The following is a 19648-nucleotide window of genomic DNA, read 5'->3' on the forward strand; positions in this document are numbered from 1 at the left end:
AGCATCGTTTAAGGGCTTGTCTATCCTGCACTTAAAAGCTGAAGCGATATCCTCCGTTGACTTGCTTCTGATCAAAGAGGTTACCCTGCGTGTAATCCGCTTCGAGGTAGAATGTGTGCTGTTTGTTATACTGTGCACTGACTCCCACGCCGTTATTCCAGCCATTACCTTTGAAACTGTACTTCTCCCGGGAGTTATTCAACTGATATTCTGTATCCCCTGAAAACTCGCGGATAGCGCCAGTCTTCACATAGATATTCAGCTGGCTGTTGCCTGCGGTGATGTCATATCCCAGTATCATGCTGGCACGCCCCAGCAGCGATTCGTAGTGATTCAGATGTATATTGAGACCATTACTCGCCTTCATAGCCATCTCATTCTGGTGGCTGTATGTGAGCTGGGTTTGCGGCTCTATATAGAACCCATAACCAGTAGGGGTCAGGTTGAACCTCTGCCCGGCTTCCAGGGAGATGCTCAATCCATTCGCAGTGCCGTTGGCGTTAACGCCGTTGTTCTGACTGTCCAGTACGTGGAAACTATTTTTCTGGCGCGATGCTTTTACAACGAGATCGCTGTAAAAACCGTTGTGTGCCATGTAACTGGCGTACATTCCCATGTAGTCTGAACGTGCGGTACCGTCGCCACCGCTATAGTCCGGCGATGCATGTGTTGAGCCAATATACAGACCGACATACAACGGCATTACATCAGAGAGACGTTTATCCCCACCAAACTGGATACCGCTGTAACCCATGTCAAAGCCGCTCAGTTTGCCACTGGCGAAGGAGTCCAGGCTTCCCCCATAACTGCGCAGCCAGATATTACCGTCTTTACTCTGATTTCGCAGGTCATCCATTCGTTGCATCAGCGTACGGTTTTCAACATAGTTTAATAAGTAACCGACATTGAGATAATTGCCGCCAGCATCTGCAGTCGTGGTGGGTTTAGGTGTGGGAGTGGGGTTAGGCGTAGGATCGGGTTCAGGCGTAGGATCGGGGTTGACTATGGGAGGCTGAGCGGGAGCCGGTGTTGGTTCAGGATTAGGAGTCGGTTCCGGAACTGTCCCGGAAGCGTAAAGCTCCCAGTTAGTGCCATTTTTACGCACATCGTACAGATATCCCCCCAACTCAACCTGAGAAGACGCGCTGAACGAGGCCGCACCGTCAGTGGTTTTTACCACTGTCAGAACTTCATTTCCCGTTGTGGCCTCGCTGCCCTGGTTGCGGATAGCCAATACATGATTACCAGCACTACTCCCGCTGATATTCAATAAATCCCCTTTATTATTAACGCCATTACCCTCGCCAACAACATCAGCACGCATAATAAAGGTACTGTTACCGCTCAGGTTCTCTACGTTTAATGTGGTAAATGTGCCGGCAGTTGATGCGTGGCTGGCAAAATCGACAGTTGAATGGCTCAGCGCCAGCGTGTCGAGATTAGAATTACTTGTTACGTTCCAGACGCTGTTATTCATTGCAACGTCCAGTTTCCCGTCATTGACATTATCGCTAAGGGAGGAACCTGTCCAAACCGACCCTGGGTGCATATCCAGATTGATTAGCCCACCTTTGGAGAGAACGCTACCGTTGATAAGCATACGACCCGAAGCGTTGATGCGGCTGGCGGCATAACCATCGTCATGTTGCGTTGCGATGGCCATCTGGTCGGGTGTACTCATATCAATGACCAGATCGCTCGTGAGGTCGATCTGGCTGTTGGTCATGGCATAAATCCCCCTGGCTCCTGCCGCGCCGGTGATAGCCAAACTGTCTCCGGTTATTCTACCGCCGCTGAGCGCCCACAAACCCAGCGCCAGACTGCCATTACGATCAACCGTAATATCGGTATTTTGCATGTTGATAACAGCCGTTGCCGTCTGGGCCGAGGCACCATAAGAACCGCCGGAAAAGATGCTGTTTCGTTGCGCTGCCGTGCCAGAAAAATTGATTGTCGCGTCTGAACCACTGGTGACGAGACCACCGCCCTGCGCGGAAGAAATATGGCTATCTGCACCGATAGTGGTTGTACCACCACGAACTTCGACGCCATTGGCCGCGGCTCCAGTTACATCAACAGTGAGTGCATTCGCGCTAACCTGGCCAAAGCTCCAGAGGCCGTGTGCATTATCGCCACTGGTTTTAATGGAACTGTTTGTTCCGAGATCGACAACAGAGTTTTTCTGTACGTTTATCCCCATGGCGCTGTATCCCTGAACATCGATTGTCAGGTCTGTCGCCGTAAAACGCGCAGCACCATTGGCGTTATTGCCGTTGAGACCACCGATATAAACACCTGTACTTCCATCGGTCTTGATTTTACTTCCGCTTCCAAGATCGACACTGGTGCCATAGTCATTGATGGTTAGGCCTATACCGTTCGAGTTTTCAATGGTGAATTGAGTGGCTGTTAGTGTTGAGCTATGCCCAATAATGATGCCGTCATCGTTACTCTTAATGGTGCTGCCTGTGCCTAAGTCAGCATGGGTATAGTCACCAATTAAATTAATGCCGATGGCAGAGGTTTGACCAACAACATCTACTGTGAGTCGGTTAGCTGTCAGGGAGCTGTTTTTGCCCTGAATAATGATTCCTTTTGCATATCCAGAGGCGTCGTTGACATTGACGGTGACATCATTACCCAGGTTGATATTGCCAGGCGTGTTTCCTGCTGGGGTCATTACACCATAGAGGTTTCCTGATGGATCGGCGGTATCTCCTGTAATTCTGTCACCATCATTAATAGTAATATTGGTGCCATATTGACTTCCTGTATCAGCAGCTATCAGCAGGGGGGAAAAGATAATTGCATTCAAACCAATAGCGCCAAATTTTATCAGTTGAATTGAGGGCGAACGGATTTTTAATTCAGCGAGACGATCGGCTTTGGTATTCCCATTGTGTTGTTTGATGCCCATACCACTCCTATATAGTACCCAGGCTATGGGTCTATGGATTTTGTCATTTTGTTTAAGTCAATGAATAATATCCTCTTATCATCATGATATTTGTATGGTGCAATCATGATGAGCTTCTCTGAGAATAATTCTCTATTACCGGGCAAAATCAGGAACACAGGAATTAATATATATTTAACATCCCCCTTACAAAGGTGAGTTTATATCGAGTTATTCCCTAAGTTGTCGTTACTTATTCCAATTCGTTACTATGAATATGACAAAAATATTACAACAAACAGCGGTTAAAAAATTTGGTGAATATTTTTGGTAATAATCCTAATTAGTTATGGGATTTTCGCTTGATGTATCTGCATAACAAAAACAATATGCGCCATTTTTGCATTACTAATAAGAAAAAGCAAAAAACATCGATATTCATTTTTGGTCAATGGGTTTTCTGGCCTATCGTTGTTATTGTGCTACTGGTTATCATTTTCATCTTGCCAGGATCGCACATAATCACGTTATTCGGGGACTTTATCTGCGGGATATTACCCTTCAGGTAAGTCCTTTTCTCGCCAGCATATTGGAGCGTGATCAATATTGATCGGCTGTGAAGGGGGCTGATGTGTAGTGGAACAAAAACTGACGTTATATCACTGCTAATGAGATATCCGTCATCTGAACACTTATGTCTTTAATTATTCTCGTGGTTCACTGTAGGCAATAAGCACAAAAGTGTAGGATGTTACAAGAATGATTAGGACTCGGTGAAATGAAAAATCCACGCAATTGCGTGGATTTTATATACTTTTGCGCTCTTCATGAGATTTAGCGAAACCTCATGAGACAACAAATTAATTAGACGTTGAAAAGGAAGTTCATCACATCGCCATCTTTAACGATGTAGTCTTTACCTTCTGCACGCATTTTGCCTGCTTCTTTCGCGCCTTGTTCACCTTTGTAAGTGATGAAATCTTCAAACGAGATGGTTTGTGCACGGATAAAGCCTTTTTCAAAATCAGTATGGATTTTGCCCGCTGCCTGCGGCGCGGTTGCTCCAACCGGAATGGTCCATGCACGCACTTCTTTCACCCCAGCGGTGAAGTAAGTTTGCAGGTTCAGCAGCTTATAACCGGCACGGATCACACGGTTCAGGCCCGGCTCTTCAAGCCCAAGCTCCTGCATAAACTCGTCACGTTCTTCGTCGTCCAGTTCGGCAATGTCTGCTTCAACAGCGGCACAAACCGGAACCACAACAGAACCTTCTTTCGCCGCGATTTCACGCACCTGGTCAAGATATGGGTTGTTTTCAAAACCGTCTTCGTTGACGTTGGCGATGTACATTGTTGGTTTTAGCGTCAGGAAGCTCAGGTAACGAATAGCCGCTTTCTCTTCAGCGCTTAAATCCAGCGCGCGCAGCATACCTGCGTTTTCCAGCTGGGGCAGGCATTTTTCCAGGACCGCCAGCTCAGCTTTCGCGTCTTTATCGCCACCTTTGGCTTTCTTCTGTACGCGATGAATCGCACGTTCGCAGGTGTCGAGGTCTGCCAGCGCCAGTTCGGTGTTGATAACTTCAATATCGTCAGCCGGGTTAACTTTGCCGGAAACGTGAATGATGTTGTCATTTTCAAAGCAGCGAACAACGTGACCGATCGCTTCGGTTTCACGGATGTTGGTCAGGAACTGGTTACCCAGACCTTCGCCTTTCGATGCGCCTTTTACCAGACCGGCGATATCGACAAATTCCATGGTCGTGGGAAGCGTACGCTGCGGTTTTACGATTTCAGCCAGTTGATCCAGGCGAGGGTCAGGCATTGGTACGACGCCTGTGTTCGGCTCAATGGTGCAGAATGGAAAGTTGGCCGCTTCAATACCGGCTTTGGTCAGCGCGTTGAACAGGGTAGATTTCCCGACGTTGGGCAAACCGACGATACCGCATTTGAATCCCATGATTTAAATCACCTTAATATCTTAATAATCAACCTGTTATTGCTAACAGATTGCAGAAATGGAAATAACTTTGCCTATTATACACGGCACTCGGCAAAAATGCCGCAGACAACGACTTATTGCGCTTTAAAGGCGTGCAATCGGTTCGTTGCTTTGGTCAAGCCATCTGTAAACCACATTTCAGTACAACGCGCCGCTTCGTCGATGGCTTCATCAATTAACTTCTGTTCACTAACAGGCGGTTTGCCTAACACAAAACCAACAACTTTATTTTTATCGCCCGGATGACCGATTCCGATGCGTAAACGGTGAAAGTTAGGGTTATTACCCAATTTACTGATGATGTCTTTCAGTCCATTGTGACCACCATGGCCACCGCTCAACTTAAATTTGGCGACGCCAGGAGGCAGATCCAGTTCGTCGTGGGCCACCAGAATTTCGTCCGGATTAATGCGGAAAAAACTGGCCATCGCCGCAACGGCTTTGCCGCTGAGATTCATAAATGTAGTCGGGACTAACAGGCGGACATCTTCGCCTCCAAGGGTGACTCGCGAAGTATAACCAAAGAATTTAGCCTCTTCGCGCAGCGGAGCGCGCAAACGCTCTGCCAGTAAGTCAACGAACCAGGCACCAGCATTATGTCGCGTTGCGGCGTATTCAGCACCGGGGTTCGCCAGGCCGACAATCAATTTAATCGTCACGTTTTTTTGTCCTGAGTGTGTACATAACTGGCGCGTAGTTTACTGGTTGCGGCCCCGCTTGACAAAAAACTGCGTATCAAATGCAGATAACGTAATAATTGCCTGAGTGGACTATTAGAAAGTCAGGGTGTTCAGGCGTTTATTTGTAAAGTTTTGTTGAAATAAGGGTTGTAATTGTGATCACGCCCGCACATAACCCACAGGGTGTTGTCTATACTTTACACATAAGGAAGAGGGGTATTCCCTGTTACAACCCAGAAAGTTCCGGAGGTGACATATGAAACGCAAAAACGCTTCGTTACTCGGTAACGTGCTCATGGGGTTGGGTCTGGTGGTAATGGTGGTCGGCGTGGGGTATTCAATCCTCAACCAGTTACCACAGTTTAATATGCCCCAGTATTTCGCACATGGTGCAGTGCTAAGTATTTTCGTCGGTGCCATTCTCTGGCTGGCGGGTGCCCGTGTTGGCGGGCATGAACAGGTGTGCGACCGTTACTGGTGGGTTCGCCACTATGACAAACGTTGCCGCCGTAGCGATAATCGCCGTCATAGCTAACAAATAATGCAGTTTGCTGACCAGTCAGTTTGCGCTGACTGGTCAATCTCGTACTTATAAATCCGCCATCGCCGCGCGACGATTCGGGAAGAACGCGAGGCGTCCCGGGAACGGTTGAATGCCTGCGCGAGCCATAGTGCGCAGTGGCTGGAATTCCACGTTGCACACGCGCAGTTCACATCCTTCGGGTAGACGCTTCACAAAACGCTGGAACGCATCAAGACCACCAGCATCAAGTACCGGAACGGCATCCCACTTCAGAATCACAATCCGTTTGCCTTCAAGACGTGACTCCAGGTCCGTGAACAAGCCTTCAGCAGCAGCAAAAAACAGCGGGCCAATAACGCGCAGAACCAGGACATCGTCTGGAACATCTACGACTACCGGTGCCAGGCGAGTCATACGTGCGATACGACGCATAAACAGCAGCGATGCCAGCACGATCCCCACGCTGATGGCAATAACCATATCAAACAGCACGGTTAGCGACATGCACAGCAGCATGACAATGATGTCATCTTTCGGTGCATGACGCAGCAAGTCGACCACTTTATGCGCTTCACTCATGTTCCACGCTACCATCAACAGCAGGGCTGCCATAGCGGAAAGCGGCAGCCAGGAGAGCAGCGGTGCCAGTACCAGCAGGGCAAGAATAACCAGAATAGAGTGGATCACCGCCGAGATAGGGGAAGTTGCCCCGGCACGGACGTTAGCGGCAGAACGCGCGATGGCAGCGGTAGCGGTAATACCACCAAAGAACGGAGCGATGATATTCCCCAGTCCCTGTCCAACCAGTTCGCTATTCGCCTTGTGTTTCGTCCCGGTCATACCATCCAGCACCACGGCGCAGAGCAGAGATTCGATTGCGCCGAGCATTGCCATTGAGAATGCCGCAGGCAGCAGTGTGCGAATAGAATCCCAGGTTAGCGTGAATTCTGAATTAGGCAGATCCCACGGCAGCACCAGTTGCGGCAGCAGTTGCGGAATACCGTTACCCTGAGAACCATCGGCCAGGACGTAGTGGAATTGCGAACCGATGGTAGCAACATGTCCGCCGAGCAGGTTAACAATCCCCATCACCGCGCAACCAGCCAGCAAGGCCGGAAGGTGACCGGGTAAACGAATGCCCAGACGCGGCCAGAAAACAAGAATACCTAGCGTCACAATGCCAATGGCAGCATCACCCACATTAATGGTCGGCAGCGCCATAAATAATGCGCCGACTTTTTGTAGATAATGTTCCGGGACATGGGCCATTTGCAGACCGAGAAAATCTTTAATCTGCATGGTACCGATGGTGATCCCGATACCCGAGGTGAAACCTAAGGTGACGGAAACCGGAATATACTCAATCAGGCGACCAAAGCGTGCCAGACCCATCAGAATCAAAAAGATCCCCGACAGCAAGGTCGCAACCAGCAGTCCTGCCAGTCCAAACTGTTGCGACACGGGATAGAGAATTACCACAAATGCCGCAGTCGGACCGGAAACGCTAAAGCGTGACCCACCCGTCAGAGCAATGACAATCCCCGCAACAGCTGCGGTATATAAACCGTACTGGGGTGCCACACCACTACCAATAGCCAACGCCATCGCCAGCGGGATAGCAATAATCCCGACGGTTATCCCGGCAATCAGGTCACGGGTAAACCGTGCGGCAGTATATTTTTCTTTCCAGCAAGCGTCGATCAGAGCGCGGAAAGGCATCACATGTGAGGAAAATATTTTGTTCACAATAATGTTTCATCCGTGAGCGCATCATCTGTCAACTAAATGGCAGGTGAAGGAGGCATAGGTCATACAAATGGATATTACAGACAAAAAAACCCGCCGCAGCGGGTCTTTGAGCCGGGTTCGATTAGTGTTCGAACATGGCAGAGATCGATTCTTCGTTGCTGATACGACGAATCGCTTCGGCCAGCATACCTGACAGGGTCAGAGTACGCACGTTCGGCAGTGATTTGATTTCATCGCTCAGCGGAATGGTATCGCAGACAACGACTTCATCAATTACAGAGTTACGCAGGTTGTTCGCCGCGTTGCCAGAGAAGATCGGGTGAGTCGCGTACGCAAATACACGTTTAGCACCACGTTCTTTCAGAGCTTCAGCAGCTTTACACAGCGTACCGCCAGTGTCGATCATATCATCGACCAGTACGCAGTCACGACCTGCAACGTCACCGATGATATGCATCACCTGGGAAACGTTCGCACGCGGACGACGTTTGTCGATGATTGCCATATCGGTATCGTTCAGCAGCTTAGCGATAGCGCGGGCACGCACAACGCCGCCGATGTCCGGAGAAACCACAATTGGGTTATCCAGATTCAGCTGCAGCATGTCTTCCAGCAGGATCGGGCTACCAAATACGTTATCAACCGGAACGTCGAAGAAACCCTGAATCTGTTCAGCGTGCAGATCCACTGTCAGCACACGGTCAACACCGACGCTGGAGAGGAAGTCTGCAACCACTTTCGCAGTGATTGGTACACGAGCGGAACGGACGCGACGGTCCTGGCGCGCATAGCCAAAGTAGGGGATAACAGCGGTGATACGACCTGCGGAAGCACGACGCAGGGCATCAACCATAACGACTAATTCCATCAGGTTGTCGTTAGTAGGGGCACAAGTGGACTGGATGATGAAAATATCACCACCGCGTACATTTTCATTAATTTGTACGCTGACTTCGCCATCGCTAAAGCGACCTACAGCGGCGTCGCCGAGTGAAGTGTACAGGCGGTTGGCAATACGTTGTGCTAGTTCCGGGGTGGCGTTACCAGCAAAAAGCTTCATATCAGGCACGAGAAGAACCTCAGGCATGCGTCCATTGGTGGAAAGAATCTGCCGAAAACTGTGCGGGCCAGGCATGATCCTTTCCAGGCGGTGTATTAAAGAGCGCGATGCAACGTCTGGAACAAGGTGACGTTGTCACCGAAACTCAGCTTGCCCGGCTTAAAGCATAGCTCTGTGCAATGGGGAAAGATTAACGCCTTTCGCCACAAAGCCATTGAGCCATTCCGGGGCTTGCTCTAGCACCTGGCGGGCTTCAGACTCTGTATCAAATTCAGCAAAGACACAGGCCCCTGTCCCAGTCAGGCGCGACGGGGCGTATTCTAACAGCCAGGAAAGCACCGCATCAACCTCGCGAAAACGTTTTCTTGCGATAACCTCGCAATCATTGCTGAATTCACATTTTAGCAACGTTTCTATTGACCTTTTTGGCGTATTGCGCGGGAGTTCAGGATCTTTAAAAATCACCGGAGTCGGAATACTTACACCAGGGTGCGCCACCAGATACCACTTCTCTGGCGGATCCACCGGCGTTAGTATTTCACCAACGCCTTCGGCAAACGCGGCATGCCCCCGAACAAAGACAGGAACATCTGCGCCCAGCGTCAGCCCCATTTCCGCCAGCTCATCCATGCTTAGCCCGCATTGCCAGAGATGATTTAATGCCACCAGGACCGTCGCGGCATTGGATGAACCACCGCCGAGACCGCCGCCCATCGGCAAACGCTTGTCAATGCTGATATTCGCACCGCTTCCCGTCGGAAGACGCCCGCTGTCTGCCGCAGTTTTCATCAACAACCGCGCTGCGCGAACGATCAGGTTATCTTCATGTTCCACGCCTTCAACGGGCGTTAACAGACGGATATCCCCATCGTCACGAAGCTCAATGCTGATGGTGTCGCCGTAATCAAGAAACTGAAACAGCGTTTGCAGCGTGTGGTAACCATCCGCACGCTGACCGGTAATGTATAAAAACAGATTAAGTTTTGCCGGAGAGGGCCACTGTGTCCGCATTATTTCACTATCCAGTTATCCATTTTTAACTTGATGCGTTGACCACCGTCGGTGAGTTCCATATTGGCTGGCATCGCAGGTTGCGTTTTGGTGTCATAACCACCATAAACAACCTTCCAGTTTTTGCCATTCTGGCTGTAGGTAATTTCGCTCAGGCGGTACTGGTCGTCCAGTTTGTAGTCGGTTGCATCACCCGGTAAACCTAAAATCCACTGGCGCAAGCTGTTGAGCGGAATTGGCATTCCAGTCAATTTGCCAATCATCTCTTCGGCGTCATCGGCGGTATAACGCTGACCTTTATTGTCGACTAACTGCACGTTACCCGGTTGAGCATTCAGCTCCAGTTCCGTGCTGCCCAATGGGTTAGTGAGCAGCAGACGGTAGCGATCCTGGCCGGTTTGCTGCCAGAAAAAGCGGGCGTACACTTTTTGTTGGTCAGAAATATAAGCGAACGCGCCGCGAGTCTGATACTGATTAAGATTGCGCACGTCTTGCTGATGCTGACGCCATTGTGGCGAATCCGGGCTTTTGCCAGGACCTTTGGGCGTGGTAACGGAACAGGCAGTGAGCACAAGAGCAGCCAGCGGTAGCAGGCGGATAAGACGAAAATCGGGCAGGGGCATAGTGATGACAAGTCCTTGAGATACGTTGCAGTTATAACCCTTAATGCTAGCGTTACCGTCCGCTATCGTCTATGTTCAAGTTGTCTTAATTGCCAGAATCTAACGGCTTTCGGCAATTACTCCAAAAGGGGGCGCTCTCTTTTATTGATCTTACGCATCCTGTATGATGCAAGCAGACTAACCCTATCAACGTTGGTATTATTTCCCGCAGACATGACCCTTTTAGCACTCGGTATCAACCATAAAACGGCACCTGTATCGCTGCGAGAACGTGTATCGTTTTCGCCGGATAAGCTCGATCAGGCGCTTGACAGCCTGCTTGCGCAGCCGATGGTGCAGGGCGGCGTGGTGCTGTCGACGTGCAACCGCACGGAACTTTATCTTAGCGTTGAAGAGCAGGATAACCTGCAAGAGGCGTTAATCCGCTGGCTTTGCGATTATCACAATCTTAATGAAGAAGATCTGCGTAAAAGCCTCTACTGGCATCAGGATAACGACGCGGTTAGCCATTTAATGCGTGTTGCCAGCGGCCTGGATTCACTGGTTCTTGGGGAGCCGCAGATCCTCGGTCAGGTTAAAAAAGCGTTTGCCGATTCGCAAAAAGGCCATATGAAGGCCAGCGAACTGGAACGCATGTTCCAGAAATCTTTCTCTGTAGCGAAACGCGTTCGCACTGAAACAGATATCGGTGCCAGCGCTGTGTCTGTCGCTTTTGCGGCTTGTACGCTGGCGCGGCAGATCTTTGAATCGCTCTCTACGGTCACAGTGTTGCTGGTAGGCGCGGGCGAAACCATCGAGCTGGTAGCGCGTCATCTGCGCGAACATAAAGTACAGAAGATGATTATCGCCAACCGCACTCGCGAACGTGCCCAAATTCTGGCAGATGAAGTCGGCGCGGAAGTGATTGCCCTGAGTGATATCGACGAACGTCTGCACGAAGCCGATATCATCATCAGTTCCACCGCCAGCCCGTTACCGATTATCGGGAAAGGCATGGTGGAGCGCGCATTAAAAAGCCGTCGCAACCAACCAATGCTGTTGGTGGATATTGCCGTTCCGCGCGATGTTGAGCCGGAAGTTGGCAAACTGGCGAATGCTTATCTTTATAGCGTTGATGATCTGCAAAGCATCATTTCGCACAACCTGGCGCAGCGTAAAGCCGCAGCGGTTGAGGCGGAAACTATTGTCGCTCAGGAAACCAGCGAATTTATGGCGTGGCTGCGAGCACAAAGCGCCAGCGAAACCATTCGCGAGTATCGCAGCCAGGCAGAGCAAGTTCGCGATGAGTTAACCGCCAAAGCGTTAGCGGCCCTTGAGCAGGGCGGCGACGCGCAAGCCATTATGCAGGATCTGGCATGGAAGCTGACTAACCGCTTGATCCATGCGCCAACGAAATCACTTCAACAGGCCGCCCGTGACGGGGATAACGAACGCCTGAATATTCTGCGCGACAGCCTCGGGCTGGAGTAGCAGTACATCATTTTCTTTTTTTACAGGGTGCATTTACGCCTATGAAGCCTTCTATCGTTGCCAAACTGGAAGCCCTGCATGAACGCCATGAAGAAGTTCAGGCGTTGCTGGGTGACGCGCAAACTATCGCCGACCAGGAACGTTTTCGCGCATTATCACGCGAATATGCGCAGTTAAGTGATGTTTCGCGCTGTTTTACCGACTGGCAACAGGTTCAGGAAGATATCGAAACCGCACAGATGATGCTCGACGATCCTGAAATGCGTGAGATGGCGCAGGATGAACTGCGCGAAGCTAAAGAAAAAAGCGAGCAACTGGAACAGCAATTACAGGTTCTATTACTACCAAAAGATCCTGATGACGAACGTAACGCCTTCCTCGAAGTCCGTGCCGGAACCGGCGGCGACGAAGCAGCGCTGTTCGCAGGCGATCTGTTCCGTATGTACAGCCGTTACGCCGAAGCCCGCCGCTGGCGGGTAGAAATCATGAGCGCCAGCGAGGGTGAACATGGTGGTTATAAAGAGATCATCGCCAAAATTAGCGGTGATGGTGTGTATGGTCGTCTGAAATTTGAATCTGGCGGTCATCGCGTGCAGCGTGTTCCTGCTACGGAATCGCAGGGTCGTATTCATACTTCTGCTTGTACCGTTGCGGTAATGCCAGAACTGCCTGACGCAGAACTGCCGGACATCAACCCAGCAGATTTACGCATTGATACTTTCCGCTCGTCAGGGGCGGGTGGTCAGCACGTTAACACCACCGATTCGGCAATTCGTATTACTCACTTGCCGACCGGGATTGTTGTTGAATGTCAGGACGAACGTTCACAACATAAAAACAAAGCTAAAGCACTTTCTGTACTCGGTGCTCGCATCCACGCTGCTGAAATGGCAAAACGGCAACAGGCCGAAGCGTCTACCCGTCGTAACCTGCTGGGGAGTGGCGATCGCAGCGACCGTAACCGTACTTACAACTTCCCGCAGGGGCGCGTTACCGATCACCGCATCAACCTGACGCTCTACCGCCTGGATGAAGTGATGGAAGGTAAGCTGGATATGCTGATTGAACCGATTATCCAGGAACATCAGGCCGACCAACTGGCGGCGTTGTCTGAGCAGGAATAATGGAATATCAATACTGGTTACGTGAAGCAATAAGCCAACTTCAGGCGAGCGAAAGCCCGCGGCGTGATGCTGAAATCCTGCTGGAGCATGTTACCGGCAGAGGGCGTACTTTTATTCTCGCCTTTGGTGAAACGCAGCTGACTGACGAACAATGTCAGCAACTTGATGCGCTACTGACACGTCGTCGCGATGGTGAACCCATTGCTCATTTAACCGGGGTGCGAGAATTCTGGTCGTTGCCGTTATTTGTTTCGCCAGCGACCTTAATTCCGCGCCCGGATACGGAGTGTCTGGTGGAGCAGGCACTGGCGCGGTTGCCTGAACAACCTTGCCGTATTCTTGATCTCGGGACGGGTACCGGGGCGATTGCGCTTGCGCTGGCTAGCGAGCGCCCGGACTGCGAAATTATCGCTGTAGATCGTATGCCTGATGCTGTCTCCCTGGCACAACGTAATGCCCAGCATCTGGCGATCAAAAATATCCACATTCTGCAAAGCGACTGGTTTAGCGCGCTAGCCGGGCAGCAGTTTGCGATGATTGTCAGCAATCCGCCGTATATTGACGAGCAGGACCCACATCTTCAACAAGGCGATGTCCGCTTTGAGCCGCTCACTGCGCTGGTTGCGGCAGACAGTGGAATGGCAGACATCGTGCATATCATCGAACAGTCGCGTAACGCGCTGGTATCCGGCGGCTTTCTGCTTCTGGAACATGGCTGGCAGCAGGGCGAAGCGGTGCGACAAGCATTTATCCTCGCGGGGTATCATGACGTCGAAACCTGCCGTGACTATGGTGATAACGAGCGCGTAACGCTCGGCCGCTATTATCAATGACAAGTTTTTCTACACTGCTTAGTGTTCATCTTATTAGTATCGCGCTTTCTGTTGGGCTATTAACCTTACGTTTCTGGCTACGTTATCAGAAGCATCCACAGGCATTTGCTCGCTGGACGCGCATTGTGCCGCCGGTTGTCGATACGGTGTTATTGTTAAGCGGCATTGCGTTGATGGCTAAAGCGCACATCCTGCCATTTTCCGGGCAGGCACAGTGGCTGACTGAAAAGCTGTTTGGAGTTATCATTTATATCGTTTTGGGTTTTATTGCACTCGATTATCGTCGTATGCACAGTCAGCAGGCGCGCATTATTGCCTTCCCGCTGGCGTTGGTGGTGCTGTACATCATCATTAAACTCGCCACCACAAAAGTACCGTTACTGGGGTAAGTCATGAGATCGTTAGCTGATTTCGAATTTAATAAAGCGCCATTGTGCGAAGGCATGATCCTGGCTTGCGAAGCAATCCGCCGCGATTTTCCCTCGCAAGATGTTTACGACGAACTGGAGCGTCTCGTTAGTCTGGCGAAGGAAGAAATCAGCCAGCTTCTGCCTTTAGAAGAGCAGCTGGAAAAACTGATCGCGCTGTTTTACGGCGACTGGGGATTTAAAGCCTCACGCGGCGTTTATCGTCTTTCCGATGCATTATGGCTGGACCAGGTGTTAAAGAATCGACAGGGCAGTGCGGTATCATTAGGTGCGGTTTTATTATGGGTCGCGAATCGTCTCGATTTGCCGCTGCTGCCGGTGATTTTCCCTACGCAGCTGATATTGCGCATTGAATGTCCGGATGGCGAAATTTGGCTGATTAATCCTTTTAACGGTGAATCGTTAAGCGAACATATGCTGGACGTATGGTTAAAGGGAAATATCAGCCCGTCGGCGGAACTGTTTTATGAAGACCTTGATGAAGCTGATAACATTGAGGTAATCCGCAAATTGCTGGATACACTCAAAGCCTCGTTGATGGAAGAAAATCAGATGGAGCTGGCGTTACGCACCAGCGAAGCTTTATTACAATTCAACCCTGAAGATCCCTATGAAATTCGCGATCGCGGGTTGATTTATGCGCAACTGGATTGCGAACACGTTGCGTTGAACGATTTAAGTTATTTCGTTGAACAGTGTCCGGAAGACCCGATCAGCGAAATGATCCGTGCGCAAATAAATAACATCGCGCATAAACATATTGTGCTGCATTAATTAATCGACATTTTACTCAAGATTAAGGCGATCCTATGAAACAAAAAGTGGTTAGCATTGGCGACATCAACGTAGCAAATGACCTGCCGTTCGTACTGTTTGGCGGTATGAACGTGCTGGAATCTCGCGATCTGGCGATGCGCATTTGCGAGCACTACGTAACTGTGACCCAGAAACTGGGTATCCCTTACGTGTTCAAAGCCTCTTTTGACAAAGCCAACCGCTCCTCCATCCACTCTTATCGTGGACCGGGCCTGGAAGAAGGGATGAAAATCTTCCAGGAGTTGAAGCAGACTTTTGGCGTGAAAATTATCACCGACGTTCACGAACCAAGTCAGGCACAGCCCGTTGCTGATGTCGTGGATGTGATTCAGTTGCCGGCGTTTCTTGCTCGCCAGACTGACCTGGTTGAAGCCATGGCGAAAACCGGTGCGGTAATTAACGTCAAGAAACCACAGTTTGTCAGCCCGGGACAGATGGGTAATATCGTTGATAAATTCAAAGAAGGCGGCAACGAAAAAGTGATTCTTTGCGATCGTGGTGCTAACTTCGGCTATGACAACCTGGTTGTCGATATGCTGGGCTTCAGCATTATGAAGAAAGTGTCTGGTAACTCGCCGGTGATTTTCGACGTGACCCACGCACTGCAATGCCGCGATCCGTTTGGCGCAGCTTCCGGTGGTCGTCGTGCTCAGGTGGCTGAGCTGGCACGAGCCGGTATGGCGGTAGGTCTGGCGGGGCTGTTTATTGAAGCGCATCCGGATCCGGAACATGCGAAATGTGATGGTCCATCCGCGCTGCCGCTGGCTAAACTGGAACCGTTCCTCAAGCAGATGAAAGCGATTGATGATCTGGTGAAAGGTTTCGAAGAACTGGATACCAGCAAGTAATCTTTTTTGCTTGAAAAATAAAGTCTTAGCGTTCTGCGTTAAGACTTTTTTCATGGGTGCCAGATACAAAAAAGGCCGCAGGCTGTTACCCCTGCGGCCGGTTTCGGGCGCATATTGCCATCACGGCAGCCTGACGCCCGTTTTCACCTTACTTCCGGTTACGCCACCAGCTGACAATCGCTGCGGTAATAATCCCCGCCAGGATCGGTGCTGCCAGGTCGTGCCAGAAAGTCATGGCAAACTGCGCGAGCGTCATATAGCCGCCTTGTTGTAATGACAACATTTTGCGGCTATTCTTGAAGTGTCTGGTTTCAAGATTAGCCCCCGTTTTGTTGTCAGGTTTTACCTCTCAACGTGCGGGGGTTTTCTCTTTCCAGCAACCAATGCCACCAGGGATAAAGCCCCCGCAACATTGCGCCTCACCGGATAATTCCGGCTTGGTGTGGATACTACGTCTCAATTCATCTTCACTTCATCCCTGAAATGTTTGCAATAAAGAGTACATTCCGGCTTTTCAACAGCTGTTGCAGTGGTTTCGTGCAGGTTGTGGTACAGGCTCGCAATTCTGATTAACGAGCTGTCCAGGTAGTATGAAGAAATACAATAAGCAGGAATTTATCTTATCTCCCCCGATTTCCGTCATCGGAGGAGATATAACTGTCAGGCAAATATCGTCATCAAATAGGCGGCAAACAGTGCCAGATGCGCTGCGCCATTGAGCACGTTAGTACGTCCGGTGGAGAAGGAGATATGGCACAGCACTAAAGAGGCCACCATCACCACCATTTCTGGCGCACCAAGTGCAAACTGTAATTCGTTACCCGTCATAAAGGCAATTAGCGTGACGACAGGTACGGTAAGCGAAATGGTTGCTAACACTGAACCAAAGAACAGATTCATCGCGCGCTGGACCTGGTTGTTCAACACTGCTTTTAACGCACCTAAACCTTCCGGCGACAGAATCAACAGAGCCACCAGGAAGCCAGTAAAGGCGACAGGGGCATTCATGCTGTCGAGCAATGTCTCCAGCGGGCTGGCATTCATTTTGGTGACTGCAATAACGGCAATCAGATGGATAATCAACCAGATAGCATGCCACACGCTGCTATGGGCAGACGGTTTACCGTGATGCGGGTCATCGTCATCACTGTCATCTTCGTGCTCGTAGACAAACAAACTTTGATGCGTTTTGGTCTGGATCAGCAAAAATACGCCATACATTGCCGCAGAAATTAATGCTACCAGTAACGCCTGACCGGTTGAAAAATTCGCCGCAGGCAGAGCCATTGGAAATACCAGTACGATTATCGCCAGGGGGAACAGCGCAATTAAATACTGCTTGATACCAAACAGATTCATATATTGGGTGGCAAACTTACGACCGCCCAACAATAATGAAAAGCCAACCAGCCCACCGGTAACAATCATAATGATTGAATAGAGCGTATCACGCATTAGCGTTGGCGCGGCGTCGCCGGTTGCCATTAAAGCTGAAATCAAACTGACTTCAAGAATAACCACTGAAAGGCTAAGAATAAGCGAACCGTAAGGTTCTCCCAGGCGATGGGCTAATACGTCCGCATGACGGACAACACTAAAGGCGCTACTTAAAATACCAATAAGCGCAAGAAGATTGATGGCAATGACCACTGGTAGTGTCTGGCTGCTTCCCCACAGGAACAGCACTACCAGCGCCAGAACCGGGAAAATAAGCGAAGTCTCCTTGTGGCGGGTTTTTACCGCCTCTTGAGCATTTGACATTATGGTTATCCCTTTGCAGATGAATTTATCGAAAATGTAAAAAATAGGTAGGAAAAATAACAGAAAGTGTCTGGATATCGGTAACATTTTACGAATTTTTACCCCACTGTCGATTTTTTACTCATTGGGACATAAAAATAAGTATTACGTTTAGACAATGTTTGTTTTAGCGTTTCTTAAGAACAGTCTGACATGAAAATTCTTATGTTTTGGCAAGAGTAGATATTGTTGACCACACTTAATGTTCAACTTTGTAAAAGGAGTCAACGATGCCGTATAAAACGAAAAGCGATCTGCCGGAAAGCGTAAAGCACGTTCTACCGTCTCATGCCCAGGATATCTATAAAGAAGCGTTCAACAGCGCATGGGATCAATATAAAGATAAAGACGATCGGCGTGATGACGCCAGTCGCGAAGAAACCGCGCATAAAGTGGCCTGGGCTGCTGTGAAGCATGAATATGCCAAAGGGGATGATGATAAATGGCATAAAAAATCGTAAAACCGGTAGCTTAGTTAAAGCTATTCGTGCGGTGTTGCCTTGCAAGTGGTCCGTGGATTGCATATTGTCCCGTTAGTGGTTTCAAAATGAGCAGTAAAAATGTCCGGAAGACACCAAAAAGTTGTCGCAGGGAAGTATGCAGTGGCGGAGGTGTAAGGTGATAACGCGTGATTTCTTGATGAATGCCGATTGTAAAACGGCATTTGGTGCCATTGAAGAATCACTCTTATGGTCAGCAGAGCAACGGGCGGCTTCGCTGGCGGCGACGCTGGCTTGTCGACCTGATGAGGGACCGGTGTGGATCTTCGGTTATGGATCGTTGATGTGGAATCCGGCACTGGAGTTTACCGAGTCGTGCACCGGTACACTGGTTGGATGGCATCGCGCGTTTTGCCTGCGCCTGACCGCCGGGCGCGGGACTGCGCACCAGCCGGGACGGATGCTTGCACTGAAAGAGGGCGGACGCACTACAGGCGTCGCCTATCGACTGCCAGAAGAGACGCTGGAGCAGGAACTAACCCTGTTGTGGAAGCGCGAGATGATTACCGGCTGTTATCTGCCAACCTGGTGTCAGCTTGATCTTGATGATGGATGCACAGTAAACGCCATTGTGTTTATTATGGACCCGCGACATCCAGAATATGAATCTGACACTCGCGCTCAGGTCATCGCGCCGTTGATTGCGGCGGCGAGCGGTCCGCTGGGAACCAACGCACAATACCTGTTTTCACTGGAACAGGAGCTTATCAAACTGGGAATGCAGGACGATGGGCTGAATGATTTGCTGGTATCGGTAAAAAAACTGCTGGCGGAGAATTATCCGGATGGTGTGTTACGGCCGGGATTCGCCTGAGTAAACTTCCCTCATAGTGGGGCGTCAGACGCCCCCTCAAACATTAAAATGTGAGCACTTTATCGGCTGACAGCGTCCATTGCGCCAGTTCCACAAGAGTACCGATTTCCACCCCATCAATAAGAGGAAGTGTGCTAATCCCGCGCCCGTCGGTACAGGTTTTGCACAATTTCACCGGTACATTCTGAGCGGTAAGGATCTCCAGCATTTGCTGAATGTTGTAGCCTTCCCCTGGTTTTTGCCCGCGCAACCCGGCTGTGACCGCATCAGACATCAGGAACAGACGCAGATCCAGATTGCTCTCCTGCTCTCGTAACGCAATGGCCAGCCGCAAGCTGTTAAACAAGGATTCGCTCCCGTAAGGTGCGCCATTGGCAACGATCACGATTTTTTGCATTATTTACTCCTGTATTCAGGGAATTAGACATTCATCTTCTATCTTACTGCTTCTGCAGCGTCTGACCAATCGGTCACA

At 50.1% G+C, this 19648-nt stretch carries 19 protein-coding genes; 9 read left to right on the forward strand and 10 right to left on the reverse strand.

Annotated features, from left to right (window positions below):
• Positions 1-31: 31 nt before the first annotated feature.
• The 3 genes from ACJHW7_RS02650 to pth form a co-directional block, all read right to left on the reverse strand.
• Positions 32-2917, reverse strand: coding sequence for an autotransporter outer membrane beta-barrel domain-containing protein (locus tag ACJHW7_RS02650; protein WP_021556725.1), 2886 nt, complete (start codon positions 2915-2917; stop codon positions 32-34).
• Between the two features lie 843 nt (positions 2918-3760).
• Positions 3761-4852 carry a redox-regulated ATPase YchF gene (gene ychF, locus ACJHW7_RS02655; RefSeq protein ID WP_000505866.1) on the reverse strand — a complete coding sequence of 364 codons (1092 nt, stop codon included), beginning with the start codon at positions 4850-4852 and terminating at the stop codon, positions 3761-3763.
• Between the two features lie 116 nt (positions 4853-4968).
• Positions 4969-5553, reverse strand: coding sequence for an aminoacyl-tRNA hydrolase (gene pth, locus ACJHW7_RS02660; protein ID WP_021556726.1), 585 nt, complete (start codon positions 5551-5553; stop codon positions 4969-4971).
• A 277-nt stretch (positions 5554-5830) separates the two neighbouring features.
• Between pth and ychH the strand changes: the two genes are divergently transcribed.
• The gene (gene ychH / locus ACJHW7_RS02665) at positions 5831-6109 is read left to right on the forward strand and encodes a stress-induced protein YchH (protein ID WP_000823885.1); all 279 of its coding nucleotides are present in this window, start codon (positions 5831-5833) and stop codon (positions 6107-6109) included.
• A gap of 54 nt (positions 6110-6163) precedes the next feature.
• On the opposite strand, the gene dauA is transcribed toward ychH, so the two are convergent.
• The 4 genes from dauA to lolB all read right to left on the reverse strand — a co-directional run bounded on the left by dauA (position 6164) and on the right by lolB (position 10540).
• Entirely contained in the window at positions 6164-7843 is a 1680-nt protein-coding gene (dauA, locus tag ACJHW7_RS02670; RefSeq protein ID WP_024227163.1) for a C4-dicarboxylic acid transporter DauA, read from the reverse strand.
• 124 nt (positions 7844-7967) lie between these two features.
• Positions 7968-8915 carry a ribose-phosphate diphosphokinase gene (prs, locus tag ACJHW7_RS02675; RefSeq protein WP_001298109.1) on the reverse strand — a complete coding sequence of 316 codons (948 nt, stop codon included), beginning with the start codon at positions 8913-8915 and terminating at the stop codon, positions 7968-7970.
• A gap of 150 nt (positions 8916-9065) precedes the next feature.
• Positions 9066-9917 (reverse strand): 4-(cytidine 5'-diphospho)-2-C-methyl-D-erythritol kinase, encoded by an 852-nt coding sequence (gene ispE, locus ACJHW7_RS02680; protein WP_001260333.1) that lies wholly within the window; start codon positions 9915-9917, stop codon positions 9066-9068.
• On the reverse strand, positions 9917-10540 hold the full coding sequence (lolB, locus tag ACJHW7_RS02685) for a lipoprotein insertase outer membrane protein LolB (protein ID WP_001130692.1): 624 nt from the start codon (positions 10538-10540) through the stop codon (positions 9917-9919). Before lolB ends, ispE begins: the two co-directional genes overlap by 1 nt.
• Positions 10541-10753: 213 nt before the next feature.
• Here lolB and hemA point away from each other — a divergent pair, with 213 nt between their 5' ends.
• The 6 genes from hemA to kdsA are packed head-to-tail and all read left to right on the forward strand — an operon-like array spanning position 10754 to position 16059.
• Positions 10754-12010, forward strand: coding sequence for a glutamyl-tRNA reductase (hemA, locus tag ACJHW7_RS02690; RefSeq protein WP_001307737.1), 1257 nt, complete (start codon positions 10754-10756; stop codon positions 12008-12010).
• Between the two features lie 41 nt (positions 12011-12051).
• A complete protein-coding gene (gene prfA, locus ACJHW7_RS02695) occupies positions 12052-13134 on the forward strand; it encodes a peptide chain release factor 1 (protein WP_000804726.1) in 1083 nt (360 codons plus the stop codon).
• Positions 13134-13967 carry a peptide chain release factor N(5)-glutamine methyltransferase gene (gene prmC, locus ACJHW7_RS02700; protein ID WP_021556728.1) on the forward strand — a complete coding sequence of 278 codons (834 nt, stop codon included), beginning with the start codon at positions 13134-13136 and terminating at the stop codon, positions 13965-13967. The genes prfA and prmC overlap by 1 nt, the downstream gene beginning before the upstream one ends.
• Positions 13964-14356 (forward strand): invasion regulator SirB2, encoded by a 393-nt coding sequence (gene sirB2 / locus ACJHW7_RS02705; RefSeq protein WP_000200378.1) that lies wholly within the window; start codon positions 13964-13966, stop codon positions 14354-14356. The genes prmC and sirB2 overlap by 4 nt, the downstream gene beginning before the upstream one ends.
• 3 nt (positions 14357-14359) lie before the next feature.
• Positions 14360-15169: an invasion regulator SirB1 gene (sirB1, locus tag ACJHW7_RS02710; protein ID WP_001257044.1), complete on the forward strand. Its 810-nt coding sequence runs from the start codon at positions 14360-14362 to the stop codon at positions 15167-15169.
• 35 nt (positions 15170-15204) lie between these two features.
• Positions 15205-16059 carry a 3-deoxy-8-phosphooctulonate synthase gene (gene kdsA / locus ACJHW7_RS02715; RefSeq protein WP_000811065.1) on the forward strand — a complete coding sequence of 285 codons (855 nt, stop codon included), beginning with the start codon at positions 15205-15207 and terminating at the stop codon, positions 16057-16059.
• A 148-nt stretch (positions 16060-16207) separates the two neighbouring features.
• On the opposite strand, the gene ACJHW7_RS02720 is transcribed toward kdsA, so the two are convergent.
• Together ACJHW7_RS02720 and chaA are read right to left on the reverse strand one after the other, a co-directional pair.
• A complete protein-coding gene (locus tag ACJHW7_RS02720) occupies positions 16208-16315 on the reverse strand; it encodes a type I toxin-antitoxin system toxin Ldr family protein (RefSeq protein WP_000170965.1) in 108 nt (35 codons plus the stop codon).
• Positions 16316-16719: 404 nt separating this feature from the next.
• A complete protein-coding gene (gene chaA, locus ACJHW7_RS02725; RefSeq protein WP_001295620.1) occupies positions 16720-17820 on the reverse strand; it encodes a sodium-potassium/proton antiporter ChaA in 1101 nt (366 codons plus the stop codon).
• Positions 17821-18089: 269 nt separating this feature from the next.
• Between chaA and chaB the strand changes: the two genes are divergently transcribed.
• Both chaB and chaC read left to right on the forward strand, forming a co-directional pair.
• Positions 18090-18320 (forward strand): putative cation transport regulator ChaB, encoded by a 231-nt coding sequence (gene chaB, locus ACJHW7_RS02730; protein WP_001146442.1) that lies wholly within the window; start codon positions 18090-18092, stop codon positions 18318-18320.
• A 157-nt stretch (positions 18321-18477) separates the two neighbouring features.
• Positions 18478-19173, forward strand: a complete 696-nt coding sequence (chaC, locus tag ACJHW7_RS02735; protein WP_001297117.1) for a glutathione-specific gamma-glutamylcyclotransferase — start codon at positions 18478-18480, stop codon at positions 19171-19173.
• A gap of 43 nt (positions 19174-19216) precedes the next feature.
• On the opposite strand, the gene ychN is transcribed toward chaC, so the two are convergent.
• The gene (gene ychN / locus ACJHW7_RS02740) at positions 19217-19570 is read right to left on the reverse strand and encodes a DsrE/F sulfur relay family protein YchN (protein WP_001169669.1); all 354 of its coding nucleotides are present in this window, start codon (positions 19568-19570) and stop codon (positions 19217-19219) included.
• Positions 19571-19648: the final 78 nt, after the last annotated feature.

The sequence above is a fragment of the Escherichia sp. WS1152 genome (genome assembly GCF_046487665.1).
In the GTDB taxonomy this organism is placed as follows: Bacteria; Pseudomonadota; Gammaproteobacteria; order Enterobacterales; family Enterobacteriaceae; genus Escherichia; species Escherichia coli.